20 protein-coding genes and 1 pseudogene are annotated in these 22,330 nt (G+C 73.7%); 10 read left to right on the forward strand and 11 right to left on the reverse strand.

Going from position 1 to position 22,330, the window contains the following annotated elements:
- The first annotated feature begins 3 nt into the window (after positions 1-3).
- The 4 genes from eda (at position 4) to L1857_RS27850 (ending at position 5,127) form a co-directional block, all read left to right on the forward strand.
- The gene (gene eda, locus L1857_RS27835; protein WP_205413343.1) at positions 4-627 is read left to right on the forward strand and encodes a bifunctional 4-hydroxy-2-oxoglutarate aldolase/2-dehydro-3-deoxy-phosphogluconate aldolase; all 624 of its coding nucleotides are present in this window, start codon (positions 4-6) and stop codon (positions 625-627) included.
- Between the two features lie 545 nt (positions 628-1,172).
- On the forward strand, positions 1,173-2,609 hold the full coding sequence (locus tag L1857_RS27840) for a lipase maturation factor family protein (protein WP_116112560.1): 1,437 nt from the start codon (positions 1,173-1,175) through the stop codon (positions 2,607-2,609).
- Between the two features lie 9 nt (positions 2,610-2,618).
- Positions 2,619-4,136, forward strand: a complete 1,518-nt coding sequence (locus L1857_RS27845) for an aminotransferase-like domain-containing protein (RefSeq protein ID WP_116112557.1) — start codon at positions 2,619-2,621, stop codon at positions 4,134-4,136.
- Positions 4,054-5,127 carry a pyridoxal phosphate-dependent aminotransferase gene (locus tag L1857_RS27850; protein WP_240323326.1) on the forward strand — a complete coding sequence of 358 codons (1,074 nt, stop codon included), beginning with the start codon at positions 4,054-4,056 and terminating at the stop codon, positions 5,125-5,127. The genes L1857_RS27845 and L1857_RS27850 overlap by 83 nt, the downstream gene beginning before the upstream one ends.
- On the opposite strand, the gene L1857_RS35465 is transcribed toward L1857_RS27850, so the two are convergent.
- Positions 5,116-5,727, reverse strand: a complete 612-nt coding sequence (locus tag L1857_RS35465) for an MFS transporter (protein WP_275895913.1) — start codon at positions 5,725-5,727, stop codon at positions 5,116-5,118. The genes L1857_RS27850 and L1857_RS35465 overlap by 12 nt on opposite strands.
- Before the next feature lie 65 nt (positions 5,728-5,792).
- Positions 5,793-6,245 (reverse strand): annotated as a pseudogene (locus L1857_RS35470) (MFS transporter); the annotation flags it as partial.
- Positions 6,246-6,310: 65 nt separating this feature from the next.
- On the opposite strand from L1857_RS35470, the gene L1857_RS27860 reads away from it, so the two are divergent.
- Positions 6,311-7,300: an ArsR/SmtB family transcription factor gene (locus L1857_RS27860; protein WP_249466744.1), complete on the forward strand. Its 990-nt coding sequence runs from the start codon at positions 6,311-6,313 to the stop codon at positions 7,298-7,300.
- A gap of 260 nt (positions 7,301-7,560) precedes the next feature.
- Here L1857_RS27860 and L1857_RS27865 read toward each other — a convergent pair whose 3' ends face one another.
- The 3 genes from L1857_RS27865 to L1857_RS27875 all read right to left on the reverse strand — a co-directional run bounded on the left by L1857_RS27865 (position 7,561) and on the right by L1857_RS27875 (position 9,541).
- Positions 7,561-8,097 carry a regulatory protein RecX gene (locus L1857_RS27865; protein WP_094007475.1) on the reverse strand — a complete coding sequence of 179 codons (537 nt, stop codon included), beginning with the start codon at positions 8,095-8,097 and terminating at the stop codon, positions 7,561-7,563.
- A 3-nt stretch (positions 8,098-8,100) separates the two neighbouring features.
- Positions 8,101-9,141 carry a recombinase RecA gene (recA, locus tag L1857_RS27870; RefSeq protein ID WP_017983956.1) on the reverse strand — a complete coding sequence of 347 codons (1,041 nt, stop codon included), beginning with the start codon at positions 9,139-9,141 and terminating at the stop codon, positions 8,101-8,103.
- A 205-nt stretch (positions 9,142-9,346) separates the two neighbouring features.
- The gene (locus tag L1857_RS27875; protein ID WP_094007474.1) at positions 9,347-9,541 is read right to left on the reverse strand and encodes a DUF3046 domain-containing protein; all 195 of its coding nucleotides are present in this window, start codon (positions 9,539-9,541) and stop codon (positions 9,347-9,349) included.
- Positions 9,542-9,583: 42 nt separating this feature from the next.
- Here L1857_RS27875 and L1857_RS35475 point away from each other — a divergent pair, with 42 nt between their 5' ends.
- Positions 9,584-9,709, forward strand: a complete 126-nt coding sequence (locus tag L1857_RS35475) for a hypothetical protein (protein WP_255407935.1) — start codon at positions 9,584-9,586, stop codon at positions 9,707-9,709.
- Here L1857_RS35475 and L1857_RS27880 read toward each other — a convergent pair whose 3' ends face one another.
- The gene (locus tag L1857_RS27880) at positions 9,710-11,560 is read right to left on the reverse strand and encodes an Hsp70 family protein (protein WP_094007473.1); all 1,851 of its coding nucleotides are present in this window, start codon (positions 11,558-11,560) and stop codon (positions 9,710-9,712) included.
- Positions 11,561-11,671: 111 nt separating this feature from the next.
- On the opposite strand from L1857_RS27880, the gene L1857_RS27885 reads away from it, so the two are divergent.
- Positions 11,672-16,291 carry an ATP-dependent helicase gene (locus L1857_RS27885; protein WP_249466747.1) on the forward strand — a complete coding sequence of 1,540 codons (4,620 nt, stop codon included), beginning with the start codon at positions 11,672-11,674 and terminating at the stop codon, positions 16,289-16,291.
- A gap of 80 nt (positions 16,292-16,371) precedes the next feature.
- On the forward strand, positions 16,372-16,872 hold the full coding sequence (def, locus tag L1857_RS27890) for a peptide deformylase (protein ID WP_094007471.1): 501 nt from the start codon (positions 16,372-16,374) through the stop codon (positions 16,870-16,872).
- Between the two features lie 364 nt (positions 16,873-17,236).
- Here def and L1857_RS27895 read toward each other — a convergent pair whose 3' ends face one another.
- The 4 genes from L1857_RS27895 to L1857_RS27910 all read right to left on the reverse strand — a co-directional run bounded on the left by L1857_RS27895 (position 17,237) and on the right by L1857_RS27910 (position 20,477).
- On the reverse strand, positions 17,237-18,253 hold the full coding sequence (locus tag L1857_RS27895; RefSeq protein WP_249467490.1) for a GNAT family N-acetyltransferase: 1,017 nt from the start codon (positions 18,251-18,253) through the stop codon (positions 17,237-17,239).
- A 184-nt stretch (positions 18,254-18,437) separates the two neighbouring features.
- A complete protein-coding gene (locus L1857_RS27900) occupies positions 18,438-19,163 on the reverse strand; it encodes a VOC family protein (protein ID WP_249466750.1) in 726 nt (241 codons plus the stop codon).
- 40 nt (positions 19,164-19,203) lie between these two features.
- Complete coding sequence (locus tag L1857_RS27905) at positions 19,204-19,968, reverse strand: maleylpyruvate isomerase N-terminal domain-containing protein (protein WP_094007468.1); 765 nt, start codon at positions 19,966-19,968, stop codon at positions 19,204-19,206.
- A complete protein-coding gene (locus L1857_RS27910) occupies positions 19,965-20,477 on the reverse strand; it encodes an SAV_6107 family HEPN domain-containing protein (RefSeq protein ID WP_116112544.1) in 513 nt (170 codons plus the stop codon). The genes L1857_RS27905 and L1857_RS27910 overlap by 4 nt, the downstream gene beginning before the upstream one ends.
- 396 nt (positions 20,478-20,873) lie before the next feature.
- Here L1857_RS27910 and L1857_RS35890 point away from each other — a divergent pair, with 396 nt between their 5' ends.
- Entirely contained in the window at positions 20,874-21,113 is a 240-nt protein-coding gene (locus L1857_RS35890) for a copper resistance protein CopC (protein WP_488153998.1), read from the forward strand.
- On the forward strand, positions 21,110-21,433 hold the full coding sequence (locus tag L1857_RS35895; protein WP_488153999.1) for a copper resistance protein CopC: 324 nt from the start codon (positions 21,110-21,112) through the stop codon (positions 21,431-21,433). Before L1857_RS35890 ends, L1857_RS35895 begins: the two co-directional genes overlap by 4 nt.
- Here L1857_RS35895 and L1857_RS27920 read toward each other — a convergent pair.
- On the reverse strand, positions 21,402-22,304 hold the full coding sequence (locus L1857_RS27920) for a DUF2268 domain-containing putative Zn-dependent protease (protein WP_094007465.1): 903 nt from the start codon (positions 22,302-22,304) through the stop codon (positions 21,402-21,404). The two genes, L1857_RS35895 and L1857_RS27920, sit on opposite strands and share 32 nt — an antisense overlap.
- Positions 22,305-22,330: the final 26 nt, after the last annotated feature.

Genomic DNA, 22,330 nt, shown 5'->3' on the forward strand with positions numbered 1-22,330 from the left:
GACGTGAAGACAGGGCATGACGTGCTCGAGCTGTCGCCGGTGCTGCCGGTGGTCGTGGTGGACGACGCCGCGGACGCGGTGCCGCTGGCGAAGGCGCTGGTCGCGGGCGGGATCCGGGCGATCGAGCTGACGCTGCGCACGCCGGCCGGGCTGGCGGCGATCGAGCGCGTGGCGGCGGAGGTGCCGGACATCGTGGTCGGGGCGGGCACGGTGGTGACGCCGGAGCAGGCTCGCCAGGCGGCGGACGCGGGTTCGGCGTTCCTGGTGACGCCGGGCTGCACGGAGCGCCTGCTGGAGGCCGTGTCGGGGACGGGGTTGCCGTTCCTGCCCGGCGTGAGCACGGTCTCGGAGGCGATGCGCGTGGCCGAGCACGGGATCACGGCGCTGAAGTTCTTCCCGGCGGAGGCCAGCGGCGGCGTCGCGTACCTGAAGGCGCTGGCCGGGCCGCTGCCGCAGCTGCGGTTCTGCCCCACGGGCGGTATTTCCACGTCGAACGCGGGGTCCTACCTGGCACTGTCCACAGTGGGCTGCGTGGGCGGTTCCTGGCTGACACCCGCGGACGCCATCACGGCGGGCGACTTCGGGCGGGTCGAGCAGCTGGCCCGGGAGGCGGCCGCACTGCGCTGACCCGCGCCTGTCCCCGGGGTCCCGCCACCCGCGCTCGCAAAGCCGGGCAGCGGGGCCCCGGCACCGCGGCCCGGCCACCGCGCGCCGCAAGCCGGGCAGCGGGGCCCCGGCACCGCGCGGCGAGACCGCCACCCGGCGTCGGCAACCGCTGGCTGCCCCGTCCGGCGCACCGCGAGCCGCCACGCGCCGCCTCTCGCCGGCACGGTGCAATCGCCGCCGGCCCTCGGGCCGCACAGCCCAACCGTCGCCGCCGACGGAAACCGCACGGCCGCCACCAGCGGCATCGCGCCGCCACCAAATCGGCACCGCACCGGCGCCTCCGGCGGCAGCCCACCGCCGCCACCGGCGGCAACCCACCGGCCCCACCGGCAGCCCACCGCAGCCAAGGCGGCACCACACCGCCGCCGCCAGCGGCATCGCGCCGCCGCCACCGGCGCGACCTCCCCGGCCACGCCGCCCGGCTCCGGTTGGGGGTCCGGCCCTCCGGGTACTAGCCTCACGGCACTCGTCTCCGAAACCTCCGAAATCCCCCGAAGGAGATCGCCGTGGGATGGGAGTGGGCCGCCGATCCGGGATACTGGGCGGCGCGGCTGCTGTTTCAGCGGGGGCTCGCCGCGATCTACCTCGTCGCCTTCCTCGCCGCGGCTCTGCAGTTCAAACCCCTGATCGGCGAGCGCGGCCTGCTGCCCGTGCCCCGGTTCACCCGGCGGGTGCCGTTCCGCCGCGCGCCCAGCCTCTTCCACTGGCGCTACTCGGACCGTCTGTTCGCGACCGTCGCCTGGGCCGGGGTCGTCATCTCGGCCGCGCTCCTGCTCGGGCTGTTCGACCACACCCCCGTGTGGGTGACCATGCTGGCGTGGCTGGTGCCGTGGCTGCTGTACCAGTCGATCGTCAACGTCGGCCAGATCTGGTACTCGTTCGGCTGGGAATCGCTGCTGCTCGAGGTCGGGTTCCTGGCGATCTTCCTCGGCCCGGCCGACTCCGCGCCACCCGTGCTCGTGCTGTGGCTGCTGCGCTGGGTGCTCTTCCGGCTCGAATTCGGCGCCGGGCTGATCAAGATGCGCGGCGACGCGTGCTGGCGCGACCTGACCTGCCTGTACCACCACCACGAGACCCAGCCGATGCCCGGCCCGCTCAGCTGGTACTTCCACCACCTGCCCAAACCGCTGCACAAGGTCGAGGCCGCGGCCAGCCACTTCACCCAGCTCGTGGTGCCGTTCGCCCTGTTCGCGCCGCAACCGGCCGCGAGCGCGGCCGCGCTGCTGATGATCCTCACCCAGCTGTGGCTGGTCGCCAGCGGGAACTTCTCGTGGCTGAACGTCCTCACGATCACCATCGCGGTGTCCGTTGTGGACAACATCCCGGTTCCGGTCCCGGAACTCGCCCGGCCGCCGGTGTGGCACCACGCGCTCGTGCTCGGCCTGACCGTGCTGGTCGTCGTGCTCAGCTACCGTCCCGCGCGGAACCTGGTGTCCCGCCGGCAGGTGATGAACACCAGCTTCGACCGGCTGCACCTGGTCAACACCTACGGCGCGTTCGGCAGCGTCACCAAGGTCCGGCACGAGATCGTCATCGAGGCGACGGACGATCCCGCGCCCGGCGCGGACACGGTGTGGCGCGAGTACGAGTTCAAGGGCAAGCCGGGCGACCCGCGACGGCGGCCACCGCAGTTCGCGCCCTACCACCTGCGGCTGGACTGGCTGATGTGGTTCGCCGCGCTGTCCACCCGCTACGCCGAATCGTGGCTGCCCGGCCTGGCGGAGAAGCTGCTCACGGCCGACCCGGACACGCTCAAGCTGTTGCGGCGCGACCCGTTCGACGGCAAGCGGCCGGCCTGCCTGCGGGCGCGGCTCTACCGGTACCGCTTCACGACACCGCGCGAGCGCGGGGAGACTGGGGCGTGGTGGGTGCGCGAACCGCGGGGCCGGGTGCTGCCGACCACGAAGATCGGGCCGCACGGCGCGGTGGTCGCCGTCGACTGAGGAGGACGGATGCACGCCGGCAGGCTCGCGGAGCTGCTCGGACGGTGGTCGAGCGGGAGCGAAGCGCTCTACCTGAAGCTGGCCGCGCGGCTGGAGGCCCTGATCGAGCGCGGTGAGATCCCCGCGGACGGGCGGCTGCCGACCGAGCGGGCGCTGGCGGCGGAACTCGCGGTCAGCCGCAACACCGCGGTCGCCGCCTACGACGTGCTGCGCGACCACGGGGTGGTCGAGCGGCGGCGCGGCAGCGGCACGTTCGTGCGGCGGCCGCCGCGGCCCGGGCGCGGGGTGATCGCCGAGTTCAACCCGATGTTCCTGCACCTGCTCGATCCCGTGCCGGACCTGATCGACCTCACCTGCGCCGCGCCGCCCCAGCCCGCGTGCCTGCCGGAGGTCGTCGCCGAGGCCGCGCTCGGCGACTTCGGGATCGGCTACCACCCGTCCGGCCTTCCCGCGTTGCGGCAGGCGATCGCCGGCTTCTACGCGGCGCAGGGGCTGCCGACCGACCCCGGGCAGATCGTGGTGACCTCCGGCGCGCAGCAGGCGATTTCGCTGCTGACGCAGCTGTTCCTGCGCCCCGGCGACGCGGTGGTGGTCGAGGAGCTGACGTACCCGGGGGCGCTGGACGCGTTCCGCGGGAGCGGGGCACGCGTCCTCGGGGTGCCGCTGACCGCCGAGGGCGTGTCGGTGCCGGGACTGGCCGAGGTCGTCGCCGGGGCGAAGCTCGTGTACCTGGTGCCGGCGTTCCAGAACCCGACGGGCTCGGTGCTGCCGTCGCACGCGGCGCGGCGGGTGGTGGCGCTGTGCGAATCGCACGGGGTGCCGCTGGTCGACGACCAGGTCCTCGCCGACCTCACGCTGGACGGCCCGCGTCCCGCGCCGCTGGCCCGTCACGGCGGCGGGGTGATCAGCGTGGGCTCGCTGAGCAAGCTGATCTGGGGCGGGGTGCGGATCGGCTGGGTCCGGGCCGATCCACGGACGGCGGCCGACCTGGCGCGGCTGAAGGCGGTCGCCGACCTCGGGACGGACGTCGTCGCGCAGGCGGTCGGAGTCGCGCTGTTCGCGCGGCTCGACCGGTTGCGGAAGGAACGGCAGTGCGAGCTGCGGGAGCGGCGGGACCAGGTGGTGCGGGACCTGCGTTCGGCGTTGCCGTCGTGGGAGTTCCGGACCCCGCCGGGCGGGCAGACGCTGTGGATCCGGCTGCCGGGGGTGGACTCGCGGCGGTTCGCGCAGTTCGCGTTGCGGTACGGCGTCGCGTTGCTGGAGGGCACCTCGCTGGCCGCGCACGAGTCCAGCAGCGAGCACATCAGGGTGCCGTTCACGCTGCCGCGAGAGGCGCTGTCCGAGGCGGTGCGGCGGTTGCGGCGGGCGTGGGAGGACTATCCGGGAGCCAATGGGGGCGAATTGGCTCTGTCGGGCGCGGCCGCGGCGGGCGATGGTGATGGGCATGCGACGTTTCCCGCCAAGCGCGATGACGAGCCTGCTGGACGAGACTCCCCGGTACCACCTGGGCGAGAGCACCTGCGGTGACCTGACGGTCGCCGACGTGGTCGACGTGGGCCGGCTGGCGAAGTTCCCGCTCGGCTACGGCACGTCCGCCGGCGACGAGGAACTGCGGACGCTGCTCGCCGCGCGGCTCGGGGTGGCCGCGGACGAGGTGCTGATCACGACGGGTGCGGGGACCGCGTTGTTCCTCGTCGGGCTGCTGACCGAGGGCGAGGTCGTGGTGGTGCAGCCGGGGTACCCGCCGATGGCCGGGCTGGCGCAGGGGCTCGCGGAGCGGGTGCGGACGGTGCGGCTGCGGTTCGAGGACGGGTACCGGCTGGATGTGGCGGCGCTGCGGGCGGCGCTGACGCCGCGGACGCGGCTGGTGATGCTGGCGACGCCGCAGAACCCGGCCGGCGTGGCGCTCACGCGGGACGAGATCGACGCGGTGCTGTCGGCGACGGCCGAGGTGTGCCCGGAAGCGATGGTGCTGGTCGACGAGACGTACCGGGAGGCGGCGTACGCGGAGATCGAGTCGTTCGCGACGGTGTCCCCGCGGGTGATCACGTCCGGGTCGTTCTCGAAGGCCCACGGGGCGCCCGGGTTGCGGATCGGATGGCTGACCGTGCGGGACGCCGCCTGGTACGAGGAGCTGCGCCGGGCGAAGTTCACGAGTGCCGTGGCGTGCGGCACGCTGGACGAGTTCCTGGCGCTGGAGTTGTTGCGGCGCGCGGACGAGGTGCTGGCCGGGAAGCGGGACCGGATGCGGGCCGGGCTCGCCGCGGTGTCGGACTGGGTCGCGGAGCAGGGCAGCCGGGTGTCCTGGATCCGCCCGGACGCGGGAGCTTTCTGTTGCGTGCGCGTGAATTCCGGCGCCGGAGAGTTCTACGAGCGGCTGGCGGCGGCCGGGGTGGCCATCGCCCCGGGAGACTGGTTCGGCGACGACCCGGCCATCTTCCGGCTCGGCTTCGCCCACGAACCGATCGAACGACTGCACGAGGCACTCGACCTGATGAGCGAGGCGCTACAGGCCTGACCGGAGAGCCAGGAAGGCGATGGCGCGCAGCAGTCCCGCGACCGGATACGGGGCGCGGAGGCCGAACAGGTGCGCGACGAGCCCCCCGGCGAGCGCCCCGAACGGCATCAGCCCCCAGCCCAGCATCCGGTAGACGCTGTTGACCCGGCCGAGGAGCTCGGCCGGGACGAGCTGCTGGCGGAGGCTGACGGTGACGACGCTCCAGAGCGTGGTGACGAAACCGTTGGCGGCCAGCAGGAGGGCCAGCACCAGCGCGTTCGGGCTCAGGCCGATCGCCACGTAGATCACCGCGTTCGCCGCCAAGGCGGTGCGCAGCGCGCGCCGGGCGGGGATGTCGAGCAGCCCGGCGAGCAGGCTGCCCACGGCGGCACCGGTGAGGAGCAGGCCGTAGGCGCGGGGGCCCAGGTGGAGCGTCTGCGTGGCGAGCAGGACGAGTGTCGCGTTGCCGAGCTGCGCGCAGAAGGTGTTGACGCCCAGCAGGACGGCGAGGGTGCGGAGCAGCTCGTGCCGGGCCAGCCAGCGCATTCCGCCGGTGATCGAGACGCTGGGTCGTTCGGCGGGTGCGTGGCGGGGCAGTGTGGCCAGGAGCGCGGCGGACACGCGAAGGTCACGGCGTCGAGGGTGAGCGGCAGGGCGGCGGAGACGGCGAACAAGAGGCTGCCCAGCGGTGGTCCGGCGAACTGCTGACCAGTCGTGGTGATCGCCTGCTGGTAGCCGTTCGCCTTCCGCAGCAACGGTTTCGCGACGAGGTCCGGCAGGACCGCCTGTGCCGCGTTGCCGAACAGGACCTCGCACGCACCCAGCCCGAAGGCGATGATCGCCAGCGCGGGCAGGGTCAAGGCGTGCGACGCGGCGAGGACGGCGGCGGCTCCGGCGAGCAACGCCTGCACCGTCTGGGTGCGCCGCATCAGGGTGGTCCGGTCGTGCCGGTCGACGAGCACACCGGCCGGGAGGGACAGCAGCAACCACGGCAGGTAGGTCGCCGCGGACAGGACCGCGATCAGCCGGGGATCGGGTGTGCGGGTGACGGCCAGCAGCGGGATCGCCGCGGTGAACACACCGTCGCCGAGGGCGTCGACGGCGGCGGCCCACCACAGCCGCCAGTAGGTCCCTGTCATGCGGCGAGGATCTTGGCTTCGGCGAACGGGCGACACCGTTGAGCGCTGCGCTACATACTCGGGTCATGCCACTGACGGTCGAACTCGGCGTGTCCGAGCTGGCGGCGACCCGGTTTTCGATCTCACCGCTGTCCGAGACGATCGCGGGGCTGCAGCAACTGGCGGGGCGCGTGCGGCGGGCGGTGAACCTGCGGTGGGTGCGCTGGGCGGAGGACGAACTCGCCCGTGCACCGCTCGATCTGCCGATGGTGTGGCCGCTGATCGCCGGTGACCGGGCGAGCTGGCCGTCGTTCCTCGTTCCGGCTCCGCCGGGCGTGGTCCCTTCGCTCGAAGACGATCTGGCGGCGGTGCGCCGGACCACGGCGGGCCAGGTGCGCGCGAGCCTGCGCCGCGTCTTCGGCGACGATCTTCCGGACGGCGCCGGGGCATTGGCCGCCCGTCCGCGAGCGGGTCTGGGCGTGCTCACGGAAGAGCTGCGCGCGGCGTATGTGCGGCTGATCGCGCCGCACTGGCCCCGGATCCGGGCCGTCCTGGAGGCCGACATCGCCTACCGGGCCCGGCAGCTGGCGACCGGCGGCGCGGCCGCGCTGTTCGGTGGCCTGCACCCGGACCTGCACTGGCGCGAGGGACGCCTCGTGATGGACGGCGCGGACCGGGTCGTCGAGCTGGGCCCGGGCGGTCTGGTGCTGATGCCCGTCGCGCTCGGCCCGGCGCACGTCATGATCAAGGGGCACACCACGACCCAGACGACGGTCCGCTACCCGGTGCGCGGGGCGGGAACGCTGTGGGCGGCGCGGCCACCGTCCGGAAGCGCGGTCCGGCTGCTCGGCCGGGCGCGCGCCGAGCTGCTGGAAGCGCTCCGCTCCCCGGCGACGACGACCGGTCTGGCGGGCACGCTCGCCGTGACTCCCAGCGCGGTGTCCCAGCACCTCCGCGTCCTGCGGGAGAACGGTCTCGTCGCGCGGGAGCGGTCCGGGCGCAGCGTCCTGTACGCGATCACGCCCCTCGGTGAGGCGTTGATCGATGTCGCCGGTGCACCAGAGGACCAGCGGTGACTGCGTGAGGTCGTCGTTTCGAACGGCCGCGAGATGCGCTTCTCGCGGGGGGCGAAGAGCATTGGCGAGGACGCACGAGAAGGGATCCGCGGCTCCCGGCGCAGCCAACGAGAAGACCCACCGCAGGCTGCCGTGCGCACGGAAACACCTCGCGCAACCGAAGCCGCGGCGCACCGAACGACAAAAGCCCACCGCAGGCAGGCTGCGGTAGGCTTTGCCACTCCAGGGTGGCACCGCACTGGCGGGCCGGGAGGTGGGTCTCAGTCCAGGGTCGCGTCGTCCAGGGGGGTTGTTTCGGCGCCGGCTTTGTGGAGTTCGTCGCGCACCACGGTGTACGCCAGGCCCTGCGGGTAGCCCTTGCGGGCGAGCGTGCCGAGCAGGCGGCGCGTCGCGGTTTGTTCGTCCAGCGTCGTCATCGAGCGCAGGCGTTTGCGCACCAGCTCGCGTGCCCGCTGCTCCTCCGACTCGCGGTCGATCTCGCCCGCCGCCTGGGCGGCCACCTCAGCGTCGACGCCCTTGCGCTTCAGCTCGGCGACCAGCGCGGTGCGCGCCAGGCCCTGGTAGGCGTGGCGCGACCGCACCCACTGCTCGGCGAACGCGGCGTCGTCGATCAGGCCGGCGTCGTCCAGCTTGCCGAGCAGCTGCTCGCGGATCTCGTCGTCGAAACCCTTGCGCCGCAACGCCTGCCGCAGCTCGTCCTTGGTGCGGGCGCGGACGGCCAGGAGGTCGAAGCAGACCTCCTTGGCCTTCTTCCACGCCTCGTCCCGGGACAGCTCCTTCGGGTCGAACCTGGGCATCGATCAGAAGTCGACCGGAGCGGGCTCGGCCGCCTCGGCGTCGACCTGCGGCCCGATGCCCAGCTTCTCCTTGATGCGCTTCTCGATCTCGTTGGCGATGTCCGGGTTGTCGCGCAGGAACTTCCGCGCGTTCTCCTTGCCCTGGCCGAGCTGGTCGCCCTCGTAGGTGTACCAGGCGCCGGACTTGCGCAGGATGCCCTGGTCGACACCCATGTCGATCAGCGAGCCCTCGCGGGACACGCCGACGCCGTACAGGATGTCGAACTCGGCCTGCTTGAACGGCGGCGCGACCTTGTTCTTCACGACCTTGACGCGCGTGCGGTTACCGACCGCCTCGCCGCTGTCCTTGAGCGTCTCGATGCGGCGCACGTCGAGCCGGACGGAGGCGTAGAACTTCAGCGCCTTGCCACCGGTGGTGGTCTCCGGCGAGCCGAACATGACGCCGACCTTCTCGCGCAGCTGGTTGATGAAGATCGCGGTGGTGCCGGAGTTGGACAGCGCACCGGTGATCTTCCGCAGCGCCTGGCTCATCAGCCGGGCCTGCAGACCGACGTGCGAGTCACCCATCTCGCCCTCGATCTCGGCGCGCGGCACCAGCGCGGCCACCGAGTCGATGACCAGGATGTCCAGCGCGCCGGAGCGGATCAGCATGTCCGCGATCTCCAGCGCCTGCTCACCGGTGTCCGGCTGGGACACCAGCAGCGCGTCGGTGTCCACGCCGAGCGCCTTGGCGTACTCCGGGTCGAGCGCGTGCTCGGCGTCGATGAACGCCGCGATCCCGCCCGCCTTCTGGGCGTTGGCCACCGCGTGCAGGGCGACGGTCGTCTTACCGGAGGACTCCGGGCCGTAGATCTCGATGACGCGGCCGCGCGGGAGCCCGCCGATGCCCAGTGCGATGTCGAGGGCGATGGCGCCGGTCGGGATCACGCCGATGGGCGGGCGGGTCTCCTCGCCCAGCCGCATGACGGAACCCTTGCCGTACTGCTTGTCGATCTGGGCCAGGGCGAGCTCGAGCGCCTTGTCCTTGTCGGGTGCTGCTGGCATGGAAATCCACCTCGTCGTCAGAGCCTGTGGGGCTGGTATTCGGGTTTGTGTTCGCTGTGGGCCCGAGACTACGGGCGGGGTCCGACAATTCCGGGCGCCGAGACGAGGCTGTGGATCGTTGACCCCGATGTGGACAACACAATAGCCGAACACGTGTTCGAGGCAAGAGCGACACACCCGGCCGCGTGGATTTTCCGGGAAGAGGTCAGCGGCGCTCCGGCGGCACGTCGAACTCGGCGCACACCGCCCGCCAGATCTCCTTCGCCGGGGTCCCCTCGGCCAGCGCCTGCTCGACGGTGCGGCCGCCCAGGCCGCTGAAGACGTGGTCCTTCGCCAGGATCTCCGCCCGGCCGGACCCGAACTCGTCGGCCATCAGCTGGCGGAACACGGTGATGCGCATCGAACCCAGGGTAGCGACCGGCGGGCCGGGTACCGTGACGGCATGACCTCCGCGCAGGAGATGCCGTCCTGGGGTCCGACCGTGATGGCGGTGGCCTCGGCCGCCGTGCTGATCGCCGCGCTCGTCGTGGCCCTGCGTGCGCTGTGGAACATGCGGAACCGGAGGTAGCTACTCCCCCGGCTGCACGTGCTGCTCGAAGTAGGTGGCCAGGTCACCGGCCGACAGCGGTGTCTGCCCGGTGCCCGCCTTCTGGTAGATCACGCCGGCCAGCGGGCGGTCGGCGACCGTGAACACCAGCACCGCCGCGGTCCGCGCGGAGGCCGCCGAGTAGCTGCCGTCCAGGCCGTTGCCCTTCCACGCGGCCCGCACCTGGTTGCCGCCGACCGCGCCGAGCAGCCGGTCGGTGTACTCCTTCACCTTGGCCGCCGACACGCCGTGCAGGTAGGTGACCTGCGCCCCGGCCAGCGCGGGCGCCGAGCAGGTGGTCAGCACGCCGATGTCGGCGTTCTCCGGCGGCGCGATGTCCCCGGCGCCCGCGCCCGGGGCGCACTGGCCGTCGGCGACGGTCCCGGCCAGCTGGCGCAGGCAGCCGGTGAAGCCCTCCGGATCGGCGGGGCCGGGCTGCCGGCACTCGGCGGCGCTGAACGTGGTCGCCGACGAGCTGGACGAGGGCCAGAACAGGTAGGTGGCGCCGGCGGCCAGCAGCACCACCACGGCCGCGGCGATGCCGGCGATGAGCTTCTTCCGGTCCTTCTTCGGCGGCGCGGCCGGGGGCAGGCTCGGGAAGTTCGACGGCGCCGGCTGGAACCCGGCCCGCGGGTACGGCGAAGCGCCCGGGTAACCGCCCGGCGGGGTGCCCGGCACGGTGGCGACCGGCGGCGGCGGGAACCCCGGCGGCGTCCCGGTGGCCGCGACCTGCCCCTCGACGTTCTGGGTGCGCATGCTGATGCCGTCGCGGGCCACGTGGTGCGCGCCCAGCGCGACCGCGGTCTCCGGCTGGTCCAGGCTGGTGGGCACGATGCCGAGCTTCTCCGCGATCATCGACCCGACCAGCGGCAGCCGGCTCGACCCGCCGACCAGGTAGATGCCGGCCAGCCGGTCCGGGGACAGCCCGGCCGCGGCGACCGTGCGGCCCAGCAGCTCGACGCTGCGCAGCAGCGCCGGGCGGACCAGCGCCTCCAGCTCGCCGCGCGTCACCAGGACGTCGCTGAACGGCTCGGGCATCGGCACCTCGGTCTGCGGCAGCCGGGACAGCGCCTCCTTCGCGGCCTTGACGTCCTCCTGCAGCGCGCGCCGGGTGCGCCGGTCGGCGGTGGACTCCGGGCGCAGCAGCCGCTGCCACCGCTGCGGGTCCGAGTGCGAGACCTCGCGGCCGACGTGCACCATCAGCGCCTGGTCGACGTCGAGGCCGCCGAGGTCGGGCAGGCCGTCCTCGGCCAGCACGGTGAACCCGTTCTGGGTGGCGCCGACGACGGCGACGTCGAAGGTGCCCGCGCCCAGGTCGTAGACCGCGAGCGCCTGGCCGGGCGCGGCCGCGCGGCCGGGGAAGGACGCGAAGTGCGCGGCCGCGGCGACCGGCTCGGGCACGAGCAGCAGCGGGCCGGTCAGGCCGGCCAGCCGGGCCGCGGACAGCAGCACGTTGCGCCGGGTCGGGCCCCACTGCGCCGGGTGGGTGAGGCGGACCTCGTCGGGCAGGTCGCCGCCGAGCTGGCGGGTGGTCTCGTCGAGCACGCGGCGCAGCACCGCGGCCAGCGCCTCGTTGACCGGCACGACGTCCTGGCCGAGCAGCAGCGTCTGCTCGTCGACGCGGCGCTTGGGGTTGGGCTCGAAGCGGGTGGGGTCCAGGCGGGCCCGGCGCTCGGCGTCCCGGCCGACGACGAGGGTGCCGCCCTCCTCGGCGAACACGGCCGAGGGCATGGTGGCGGAGCCGTCCACCTCGACCACGCGCGGCGGCCGCCCGTGCGCGGACAGCACCGCCACGGTGTTGGACGTACCGAGATCCACCGACAGGATGCGCACAGCTCTTCCCCTCACGATCCACCCAGGCCAGGACGTGATGCTGCCACGCGGCCCGGGACCACGCGTGCGGCACCCGCGAGAAATTGTCGTACCCCCGGTCATGATGGATGCGTGACCGACGTGCTCGAGCTGTTCTCGCCCGCCACCCGCGACTGGTTCGCGGGTGCCTTCGCCGCGCCCACGCAGGCGCAGGAGGGCGCGTGGCGGGCGGCGCAGGCGGGCGAGCACGCGCTGGTCGTGGCGCCGACCGGCTCGGGCAAGACGCTGGCCGCGTTCCTGTGGGCGCTGGACCGGCTGGCGGTCGAACCACCGGCCGCCGAGGCCCAGCACCGCTGCCGGGTGCTCTACGTGTCGCCGCTGAAGGCGCTGGCGGTGGACGTGCAGCGCAACCTGCGGGCGCCGCTGGCCGGCATCAGGCAGGCCAGTCACCGGCTCGGGCGCACGCCGCCGGACATCACGGTGGGCATGCGCACCGGCGACACCTCACCGGCCGAGCGGCGGGCGTTCCTGAAGACCCCGCCGGACATCCTGGTGACCACGCCGGAGTCGCTGTTCCTCATCCTCACCTCGTCGGCGCGCGAGTCGCTGCGCGGCGTGCAGACGGTGATCCTGGACGAGGTGCACGCGGTGGCCGGCGGCAAGCGCGGCGCGCACCTGGCGCTGTCGCTGGAGCGGCTGGACGCGTTGCTGCCGAGGCCGGCGCAGCGGATCGGCCTGTCCGCGACGGTGCGCCCGATCGACGAGGTCGGCTCGTTCCTCACCGGCGGCCGTCCGGTGCGGGTGGTGCAGCCGAAGACGGCGAAGACGATCGAGGTGCGGGTCGAGGTCCCGGTCGAGGACATGGCGAACCTGGACGCGCCGGCGCCGGGCCCGCTGGAGCGGCTGGACGCGATGCTGCCCGCCGACGACGGCCCGCCGGACGAGCCGGCGGCGGTGCGCAGGCCGTCGATCTGGCCGTCGGTCGAGCAGCGGGTGCTGGAGCTGATCCGGCAGCACCGGTCCACCATCGTGTTCGCCAACTCGCGGCGGCTGGCCGAGCGGATGACGGCGCGGCTCAACGAGCTGGCCGCGGAGCAGACGGAGCTGTCGGCCGAGCAGCGGTTCCCGGCCGAGGCCATCGGCGAGTCCGGGCTCACCACGGGCGCCGAGGCGACGGTGGCGAAGGCGCACCACGGTTCGATGTCGCGCGAGCAGCGGACGCGCGTCGAGGAGGAGCTGAAGTCCGGGCTGCTGCCGTGCGTGGTCGCCACGTCGTCGCTGGAGCTGGGCATCGACATGGGCGCGGTCGACCTGGTCGTGCAGATCGAGGCGCCGCCGACGGTCGCGTCCGGGCTGCAGCGCGTCGGCCGGGCCGGGCACCACGTGGGCGCGGTGTCCACGGGGGTGATGTTCCCGAAGTTCCGGGGTGACCTGGTGTCGTGCGCGGTGGTGTCGGAGCGCATGACGGCGGGGGCGATCGAGGCGGTGCGCTACCCGCGCAACCCGCTCGACGTGCTGGCGCAGCACATCGTGTCGATGGTGGCGCTGGAGCCGTGGTCGGTGGAGGACCTGGCCGCCACGGTCCGCCGGGCCGCGCCGTTCACCGCGCTGCCGGACGACGCGTTGCTGGCGGTGCTGGACATGCTGGCCGGCCGGTATCCGAGCGAGGAGTTCGGCGAGCTGCGCCCGCGCATCACGTGGGACCGGGTGACGGGCGAGCTGCGCGGGCGGCCGGGGTCGCAGCGGCTCGCGGTCACCTCCGGCGGCACGATCCCCGACCGCGGGCTGTTCACGGTGATGACGCCGGGCGGCGACGGCAGCCCGGGCTCGCGGGTGGGCGAGCTCGACGAGGAGATGGTCTACGAGTCGCGGGTGGGCGACACGATCCTTCTGGGCACGTCGTCGTGGCGGATCACCGACATCACGCACGACCGGGTCATCGTGGTGCCGGCGCCGGGCGAGCCGGCGCGGATGCCGTTCTGGAAGGGCGACGCGCCGGGCCGGCCGCTCGAACTCGGCCGCGCGCTGGGCGCGTTCGTCCGTGAGCTGTCCAGTTCGGACGACGAGAAGGCACGCGAGCGGGCCCGCCAGGCGGGTCTGGACGAGCTGGCGTGCGACAACCTGCTGACGTACCTGACCGAGCAGCGCTCGGCGACGCGGCACGTGCCCAACGACCGCACGATCCTGCTCGAACGGTTCCGTGACGAGCTGGGCGACTGGCGGGTGGTGCTGCACTCGCCGTTCGGCGCGCAGGTCAACGCGCCGTGGGCGCTGGCGATCGCGGCGCGGCTGCGGGAACAGCGCGGGGTGGACGCGCAGGTGATGCACTCCGACGACGGGATCGTGCTGCGCCTGCCGGAGGCGCTGGACAGCGAGGGCGCCGAGGTCACGATCGGCACCGACGACGTGCTGATCGAGCCCGAGGAGGTCGAGCAGATCATCGTCGCCGAGGTCGGCGGCTCGGCGCTGTTCGCCGCGCGGTTCCGGGAGTGCGCGGCGCGGTCGCTGCTGCTGCCGCGGCGCGATCCGCGGCGGCGCACGCCGCTGTGGCAGCAGCGCCAGCGGGCCTCGCAGCTGTTGTCGGTGGCCGCGAAGTACGAGCGGTTCCCGGTGGTGCTGGAGGCGATGCGCGAGTGCCTGCAGGACGTCTACGACGTGGGCGGGCTGCGCGAGCTGATGGCCGACGTGCGGGCGCGGCGGGTGAAGGTCGCGGAGGTGGAGACGCCGTCACCGTCGCCGTTCGCGCGCAGCCTGATGTTCGGCTACGTCGGCATGTTCCTGTACGAGACGGACGCGCCGCTGGCCGAGCGCCGGGCGGCGGCGCTGTCGCTGGACTCCACGCTGCTCGCGGAACTGCTGGGCACCGAGGCGATCCGGGAGCTGCTCGACGCCGAGGTGGTCGACGAGGTCGAGCGGTCGTTGCAGCGGCTGGAGCCGGACCGGCACGCGCGCAACGCCGAGGAGACCGCGGACCTGCTGCGGTTCCTGGGTGATCTGTCCGACGCGGAGGCCGCCGCCCGGGGCGTGCGGCCGGAGTGGCTCGACGAACTGGTCGCGCAGCGGCGGGTGATCCGCGTGCGGATCGCGGGTGAGGACCGGAACCTGTCCATCGAGGACGCCGGCCGGGTACGGGACGCGCTCGGGGTGGCGCTGCCGATCGGCGTGCCGGAGGCGTTCACCGAACCGGTCGCCGATCCGCTCGGGGATCTGCTGGCCCGGTACGCCCGCGTGCGCGGACCGTTCTCCGCGCACCAGGCCGCGGACCGGTTCGGGCTCGGGCCCGCCGTGGTGACGGGCGTGCTCGACCGGCTCACCGCCGAGGGCCGCCTGGTGCGCGGCGAGCTGCGGCCGGTGGGGCACCCGGAGACCTCCGGGGCGGGCACCGAGTACTGCGACGCGGCGGTGCTGCGGCGGTTGCGGTGGGCGTCGCTGGCGCGGCTGCGGGCCGAGGTCGAGCCCGTGGAGCCCGCGGCGCTGGGCCGGTTCCTGCCGTCCTGGCACGGCATCGGGGCGCGGATGCGGGCCGCGCCGAGCGTCGACGACGTGTTGTCGGTGGTCGAGCAGCTCGCGGGCGCGCCGCTGCCGGCGAGCGCGCTGGAGTCGCTGATCCTGCCGAGCCGCCTGCCCGGGTACTACCCGGCGCTGATGGACGAGCTGATGACCGCGGGCGAGGTCGTGTGGTGCGGCGCCGGCGCGCTGGCCGGTGGCGACGGGTGGGTGTCGCTGGCGCCCGCGGACGTGGCCGACCTGCTGCTGCCCGAGGCCGACGAGGAGGCGCCGACCAGCCCGTTGCACGAGGCGATCCGCTCCGCGCTGGAGGGCGGCGCGTTGTTCTTCCGGCAGCTGGTCGACCGGGTGACGCCGCTGCTGGACAGCGCGCCGAACGACGCGGACGTGGTGGGCGCGCTGTGGGACCTGGTGTGGGCCGGCTCGGTCACCGGCGACACGCTGGCCCCGCTGCGGGCGCTGGTGTCGGGCAAGGGCGCGGCGCACAAACCGCGTCCGGCGGCGCCGCGCAGCCGGTACGGGCGGATGCGGGCGGGCCGTCCGGCGATGCCGTCGCGCACCGGGCCGCCGACGGTGGCGGGGCGGTGGGCGCTGGCGCCGCTGCGTGAGTCCGACCCGACGCGGCGCACGCACGCGCGGACGGAGGCGTTCCTGGAGCGGCACGGTGTGCTGACGCGGGGCGCGCTGGAGACCGAGCGGGTCACCGGCGGGTTCTCCGGGATCTACAAGGTGCTGCGGGCGATGGAGGACTCGGGGCAGGTGATCCGCGGCTACGTCGTGGAGGGCCTGGGTGCCGCGCAGTTCGCGGCACGCGGTGCGGTGGACCGGCTGCGGGCGTTGTCCGATCCGGGCGGGTCCCGGCGGCCGGACGCCATGACCGACGCGGTGGTGCTCGCGGCGACGGACCCGGCCCAGCCGTACGGCGCGGCGCTGTCCTGGCCGGCCGCGCTGGGTGACACCAAGCACCGTCCGGCGCGCAAGGCCGGGGCGCTGGTGGTGCTGGTCAACGGGGTGCCGGCGCTGTACGTCGAACGGGGCGGGCGGTCGCTGCTGTCGTTCACCGAGGACGAGCCGACGCTGAAGGCCGCCGCGCACGCCCTGTCCCGCGCGGTGCGGGAGGGCTGGCTGGGGCAGCTGGCCGTCCAGCGCGCCGACGGCGAGCAGGCGCTCACCTCGGCGCTGGCCGACGTGCTCCGGGACGCCGGGTTCCGCGCGACGCCGAAGGGACTGCGACTACGAGCCTGAGATCACTCGACCCTCCGTTGGCTCACTCCGGGCGAACACGATTTACTTTTCGTGACCCGATCGAGTGAGAGGACGACCTGATGGCGTTGCGGGAGCTGCGGTACTTCGGCGACCCGGTGCTCAAGACGGTCTGCGAGCCCGTGACCAAGTTCGACAAGGGGGTCGAGCAGCTGGTGACCGACCTGCTCGACACGGTGCGGCCGGCCGGGCGCGCCGGGCTGGCGGCGCCGCAGATCGGGGTGAGCCTGCGGGTGTTCAGCTACGAGGTGGACAACCTGTTCGGGTACGTGATCAACCCGGAGATCGTCGAGCTGTCCGAGGAGACGCACGAGATCAACGAGGGCTGCCTGTCCGTGCCGGAGCTGTGGTTCCCGACCCGCCGGGCGAAGCGCGCGGTCGTGAAGGGGGTCGACCTGCGCAACGAGCCGGTCACCGTGGAGGGCGAGGGCGTGCTGGCGCAGTGCCTCCAGCACGAAACCGACCACCTCGACGGAACGCTCTACCTGGACCGGCTGGAGAAGGACCGGAAGCGGGAGGCGCTGAAGCAGGCGCGGGACAAGGACTGGTTCTGGAGCCGCTGACGCCACCCCGACCCCGGCGGAGCCGAGCCGACGCAGCACCGCGGCCTGGCCACCACCCCGGCAAGGCCCGAACCGACGCGGCATCAGCAGGCACCACCCCGGCGAAGCCGAGCGACCCGGCACCACGGCCATGACCGGCGGGCTGCGCCCAGCAGCCATACCCCGGCGCCGATCCCGGCGAAGTCGCGCTGACCAGCACCAGCAGTCCTGCCCCGGAGGGGGCAGTGGCCACCCCGGCTCCCGAACGGCACGGTTGGACGGCCGCCACCGGCGGCACACCTCAGCGCCGTGTGCCGTGGAGCGCCGCACAGCGTTTCCCACCATGGGCGACGCTTGAATGCCGCGTGCGCGAGGGCGGCCGAAGCTACACCTCACCCAGCACGCGGGCCCCCGCCGCCGCCAGGCCGATCCGCAACAGCCCCTCCTCCTCCGGGGGCTCCGGCGCCAGCCCCGCCCGCTGGGCGGTGCGGTAGATCCCGTCCCGGCCCGGCAGTGACACCGCCACCAGGCGCCGGCATCCCCGCGCCGTGGCGATCTCCGCCAGGCGCTTCATCAGCGCGGTGCCCACGCCGTTGCCTTGCCAGGCGTCCTCGACCAGCAGCGAGACCTCGGCGATCTCGCCCGTCGCGCCCGGGATGAGCTGTCCCACGCCGACCACCTCGCGTCCGCACACCGCCAGCAGGCTCAGGCCCCGCGGCGGCACCAGCAGGCGGTGCAGCCACCGGCGCGGCATCGTGCGCATCCCGGTGTGGTAGCGCGCGAAGAGCGTCGTCATCGAGCACCGGGCGTGCATCGCGGACACCGCCTCCGCGTCGCCGGGCTTGCCTTCGCGCAGCACGATCGCCGCGCCATCCGCGCAGGTCAGCGCCAGCGGGCTGGTCACGTTGCGCCGGGCGCGGTCCAGCAGCCCCAGCAACGCCTCCGCGCGGGCCAGTTCCAGCTGCACGAACGGCGCCCACCGCCGCCGCGCCACCAGCGCCGTCTCCCCGTCCACCGCGAACACCACGCGATGACCGCCCTCGACGCGGGCCGGGTTCGCCTCGGCCAGCGGGACGACCGTGACCAGGTCCGCGGCCAGCACCTCGCGCAGCACCTCGGCCCGGCGGGACGGATCGTCGACCGCCCGGCCGGCCGCGGTGAGCGTCGCGGCGGAGGCGTCCACCAGCTCACGCACGTCGGCGTCCGTGATGGACGCGCACTCGCAGCCCTCGGCCCCGATCGCCGTGACCAGCTGCTCCTTGGTCAGCCCCGTCGCGGGCCGGATCACCACCTCGTCGAGCACGCCGCCGGGCACCGGCAGCACGGTCAGGCCGAGGATGTTGCACTCCAGGTCGGCCATCCGGATGGCGATGCGCGCCAGCATGCCCGGGTGGTCGTCCATCCGGATGCGGACGCGCCAGATCACCGAGCCGTCCGCCTCGGCGATCACCGGCCGCGGCACCGTCTGCGCTCTTCGCGTGCGAATCTCCATCGGGTAACGATCGCGCGCGGTTGTTGCCGGCCGTGGGCGCGGGTGTTTCGCCCTTGTCAGGGTGCCGCGCCGGAAGGCAACGGCGCCGAAACACTCAGCGCGGCGACAACACGCAGAACTCGTTGCCCTCGGGATCGGTCAGGACCTCCCAGGTGACCTCGCCCTGCCCGAGGTCGATCCGCCGCGCGCCGAGCCCGCACAACCGGTCCGCTTCGACGGCCGTGTCGCCGTCCGCGAACGGGGCCACGTCCAGGTGCAGCCGGTTCTTGTGGTCCTTGGGCTCGTCGCTGCGCAGGAACTCCAGCCACGGCCCGCGCCCGGTCGGCGCGCGCAGCCCGACGATCTCCGGCTCCTGGCTGGCGATCCGCCACCCGGTGGCGTCCGCCCAGAACCCCGCCAGCGCCAGCGGATCCCGGGCGTCCACGACGACCGCCGCGACGGCCTCCGTCGTGGTGTAGCCGGGCCGCGGTTCGAGCACGCAGAACTCGTTGCCCTCCGGGTCGGCCAGCACCACCCAGGGCACCTCGCCCTGCCCGATGTCGATCCGCCGCGCGCCCAGGGCCAGCGCCCGGTCCACCTTCGCCGCCTGGTCCTCCGGTGAGGCGCTGGGCAGGTCCAGGTGCACCCGGTTCTTCACCGCCGGGTCCTTCGCCTCGGGGACCGTGACGAAGACGAGGTCGATGCCGTCCGCGGGCGCCTCGACGTCGACCTCCTCGTCGTCTTCGAAGGTGATCGGCCAGCCCAGCAGTTCCGACCAGAACTCCGCCAGCTGCCTGCGCCGGTTCGCGTCGATCACGAGACTGTCCAGTCGCGTCGCCATGACGGCGACGATATCCGGCAACGCTTCCCCACGCCCGGATTTATTTCGTCGCCAGCCGCAGCAACGCCCAGAACTGGCCGATCGGATCGTCGCTGCGCTCCCAGGTCACCGATCCGTGCCCGAGCCGGCCCCACAGCCACTGGTAGACCGCCATCGGCGAGCCGGTGACGATCCCGTCGGCCCGTTCGGCGTCGGCGTCGGAACAGCGCCACGCGACCGTCTCGCCGGGCCCGGCGCGGGCGATCCAGTTGTGGCCGCCGGTGCGGATGGCGACCGTCCCGGTGGACGTGCCGGACAGCCCGAGCATCGGCAGCCGCTGCCCGAACCACAGCGCCAGGACCTCGTCCACGCCGTCGATGGCCACGTCGTCGCCGACCTCGGCCACGATCACGTCCGCGGCGTTCTGGACGTCGATCCGGTGCACGGTGGTCTCGTGCGCCATGCGGCGGCACCAGAACCCGTACGTGCGGTCCGCCGGCCACCAGCTGGCCGCGTACTCGGCCGGATCGTGCGAGGTCAGCTCGCGGTGCAGCGCCGCGAGCCCCTCCCGCAGGTACTCCTCGCCGCTCTGGCCGTCCGCCGGGTTCTCCTGCCAGACCCGGGGGCGCCTGCCCTCGGTCATCCAGCCGGTGGCGACCCGGTAGACGCCGCCGACGTGCCGGACCACCTCGCCGATCGTGAGACCGGGCGTGGTGGGCACCGGCGTGTCCGGCGCCGCTTCCCGCGCCGTCGCGGTGAGCAGCTCGGCCTCGGCGCCCAGTACGTCCAGCAGGCGGTCGTGGCCGACGAGTGCTTGCCCGCTCATCGCCGCCGGGGTGCCTTCCCCAGGGCAGGCGGCGCGTCGCACTGCCGCGCCCGGCCCGGCCTGGTCACCGGCTCCCGCCCGTGCACGAGGTTGCGAGCCAGCTCGACGAACGACGCGGCCTGGCGCAGCAACTCCTCCGCCCGTTCGGCGGTGACGCGACGGGTGTTGCCGGCCTGGGCGGCGGCGCGGGCGGCCGAGTGCGCGGCGAAGTACGCCGTCCAGTCGGTCAGCTCGGGTGCCGCCGTCTCGAGCAGCACCCACACGCTGGCCGGGCGGGCCCGGCCGCGGTGCGGACGGCCGCGCGCGGCGAGCACCGCGGCGCCCGCGCGGAGCGCGGCCAGGTAGGCCGCGATGAACTTGGGTGCCGGCTGGGCGGCGTGCCGGGCTTCGGCGATGCCCCGCCGGGCGTCGGCGAGCAGGGCCGTGGCGGCGGGTGCCGCCGGCGGACGGACCGGTAGCGGCAGCGCCGGCTGCCTCTCCTCGGCGTGGGATGCGACGGCAATGGACATTGCCCCTCCCTTGCGGACAACGTGCGGTGGCGGCCACCCGGTGCCGAAACGCTTCCCCCGTTCCGGCACCGGGTGTCCTGACCGGCGAGCGCTCACCGGATGTCGAACTCTTGTTCGATCGACTTCCAGAGTAGCTTCGAACACCTGTTCGTTCAAGTCCTCGAATGACGTGGTGTGCCGCACTCGACCGCGTTCGATCACACGATCGGGGAATGCCGAATCTCCGCCGGAACCGCACCGGGTGACGCGGCGACCTGCAGGACGTCACGCCGGGCCGGTCCGCCCCCAGCCCACCTGCCCGGTGTCACTCGCCCCGGCGGCGGAACTTCTCCGCGGCTCCGGACGACCTTGACCCGGGGGCCTCCCCACACCCGATTCCCCACGGAAGGTGCGTCCATGCTGCTGCGGCGTCTGTCCGTCCTGGCCGGTGCGCTGATCACCGCTCTCCTGGTCGCCGCGCCGGCCGCGCTGGCCCACACCACGTTGCAGAGCAGCGACCCGGCCGAAGGCGCGGCGCTGTCCGCCGCGCCGAGCCAGGTGAGCCTCAAGTTCGGCGGCTCGTTCACCCTGCCCGCCGAGCCGATCCGGATCACCGGCCCGAAGGTGCGCAGTGGACGGTCGGCCCGGCGACGGTGACCGACCGGACCCTCACCGCGCCGGTCCAGCCGTCCGGTCCGGCCGGGGCCTACGTGCTCACCTGGTCGATCGTCGCGGCCGACGGCGACCCGATCACCGGCCGGATCAACTTCTCGCTCACCGCGCCGGCCTCCACACCGTCGCCCTCGGCGGCACCGTCGTCGGCGCCGGTTCCCCCGGCGACCCAGGCCCCGCAGGCCGCCGAGCCGTCCGGCGGCGGGTTCCCGGTGTGGGCCTGGGTCGTCATCGCGGTGGTCGTGGCCGCCGCCATAGCCGGCACCGTCGCGGTCATCGTCCGGGGGCGGCGCTCCGCGAGCTGAGGGCGGTGTCGATGACCTCCCGGCTGTCCGCCAGCAGTGCCTGCGCCGCGGTGCGTCCCGTCGCGGCCAGGTACGCGTCGACCAGCCGGTTGCCGACGGCGTAACCGGCGCCGGTGGGCAGCCCGACCGGGGTGGCGCCGTACCGGATCGCGTGGGCGTCGCCGTGCACCCACGCGGTGAAGTTCTGCATCCCGGTCACCTCCAGGCCGGACACGACCTTGTCGAACACCGCGTCGTCGTGCAGGTGCGGCACGCCGACGCGGGCGTAGCCGAGCTCGTCGCCGTACAGCTGGCGCGCGAACGCGTCCGCCAGCCCCTCGGACACCACCTGCTCCCCCACCGTGACCGTCGCCGGGTTCCACACGACACCGCCGCGGGAGTAACGGAGGTTGTGGTTCAGCTCGTGGACCGCCGTCGCCTCCAGCCGCGCCAGGTTCTCCGGGTACGGCCAGAAGTTCAGGAAGATGTAGCCGGACACGCTGCCGTTGGCCGTCATGCCCAGGCTCGGGCCCAGGAAGTGCTCGTCCCCGGGATCGCCGAGAACGATGAGCACGGTGAGGTCGGGCACCGTGATGTCCGGGGTCGCGTCCAGCTGCACGGCGACCGCGTCGTGCAGCGCCCGCTCGATCCGGCCCCACGCGTCGGCCTCGCGCAACGCCTCCAGCGCCTCCAGGCACCGGTCCTCGTCGCGGTCGATCGGGAAGCCCGAGCCCATGCGGTGCATGGCGACGAGGTCGACCTCGCCCGGGAAGTAGCGGTACATGCCCGCCGCGGGCCGCAGCATCGCGTCGAGCAGCGCGGGCCGCTCCACTCGCGGGGCGCGCAGGATCCGCCGCATGGCGGGGTAGGTGTCCAGAACCGTGATCGTCATACGCGGGACGCTAAAGTCTCCCGCCA

The organism is Amycolatopsis thermalba, assembly GCF_023376025.1.
In the GTDB taxonomy this organism is placed as follows: Bacteria; Actinomycetota; Actinomycetes; order Mycobacteriales; family Pseudonocardiaceae; genus Amycolatopsis_E; species Amycolatopsis_E thermalba.

What these genes read in the sequence shown, in the direction of transcription:
- L1857_RS27845 (WP_116112557.1), top strand. Translation starts at nt 2,619, where the DNA reads ATGCACGCCGGCAGGCTCGCGGAGCTGCTCGGACGGTGGTCGAGCGGG.
- L1857_RS27850 (WP_240323326.1), top strand. Translation starts at nt 4,054, where the DNA reads ATGCGACGTTTCCCGCCAAGCGCGATGACGAGCCTGCTGGACGAGACT.
- L1857_RS27860 (WP_249466744.1), top strand. Translation starts at nt 6,311, where the DNA reads ATGCCACTGACGGTCGAACTCGGCGTGTCCGAGCTGGCGGCGACCCGG.
- L1857_RS27865 (WP_094007475.1), bottom strand. Translation starts at nt 8,097, where the DNA reads ATGCCCAGGTTCGACCCGAAGGAGCTGTCCCGGGACGAGGCGTGGAAG.
- recA (WP_017983956.1), bottom strand. Translation starts at nt 9,141, where the DNA reads ATGCCAGCAGCACCCGACAAGGACAAGGCGCTCGAGCTCGCCCTGGCC.
- L1857_RS27875 (WP_094007474.1), bottom strand. Translation starts at nt 9,541, where the DNA reads ATGCGCATCACCGTGTTCCGCCAGCTGATGGCCGACGAGTTCGGGTCC.
- L1857_RS35475 (WP_255407935.1), top strand. Translation starts at nt 9,584, where the DNA reads ATGACCTCCGCGCAGGAGATGCCGTCCTGGGGTCCGACCGTGATGGCG.
- def (WP_094007471.1), top strand. Translation starts at nt 16,372, where the DNA reads ATGGCGTTGCGGGAGCTGCGGTACTTCGGCGACCCGGTGCTCAAGACG.
- L1857_RS27895 (WP_249467490.1), bottom strand. Translation starts at nt 18,253, where the DNA reads ATGGACGACCACCCGGGCATGCTGGCGCGCATCGCCATCCGGATGGCC.
- L1857_RS27900 (WP_249466750.1), bottom strand. Translation starts at nt 19,163, where the DNA reads ATGGCGACGCGACTGGACAGTCTCGTGATCGACGCGAACCGGCGCAGG.
- L1857_RS27905 (WP_094007468.1), bottom strand. Translation starts at nt 19,968, where the DNA reads ATGAGCGGGCAAGCACTCGTCGGCCACGACCGCCTGCTGGACGTACTG.
- L1857_RS27910 (WP_116112544.1), bottom strand. Translation starts at nt 20,477, where the DNA reads ATGTCCATTGCCGTCGCATCCCACGCCGAGGAGAGGCAGCCGGCGCTG.
- L1857_RS35890 (WP_488153998.1), top strand. Translation starts at nt 20,874, where the DNA reads ATGCTGCTGCGGCGTCTGTCCGTCCTGGCCGGTGCGCTGATCACCGCT.
- L1857_RS27920 (WP_094007465.1), bottom strand. Translation starts at nt 22,304, where the DNA reads ATGACGATCACGGTTCTGGACACCTACCCCGCCATGCGGCGGATCCTG.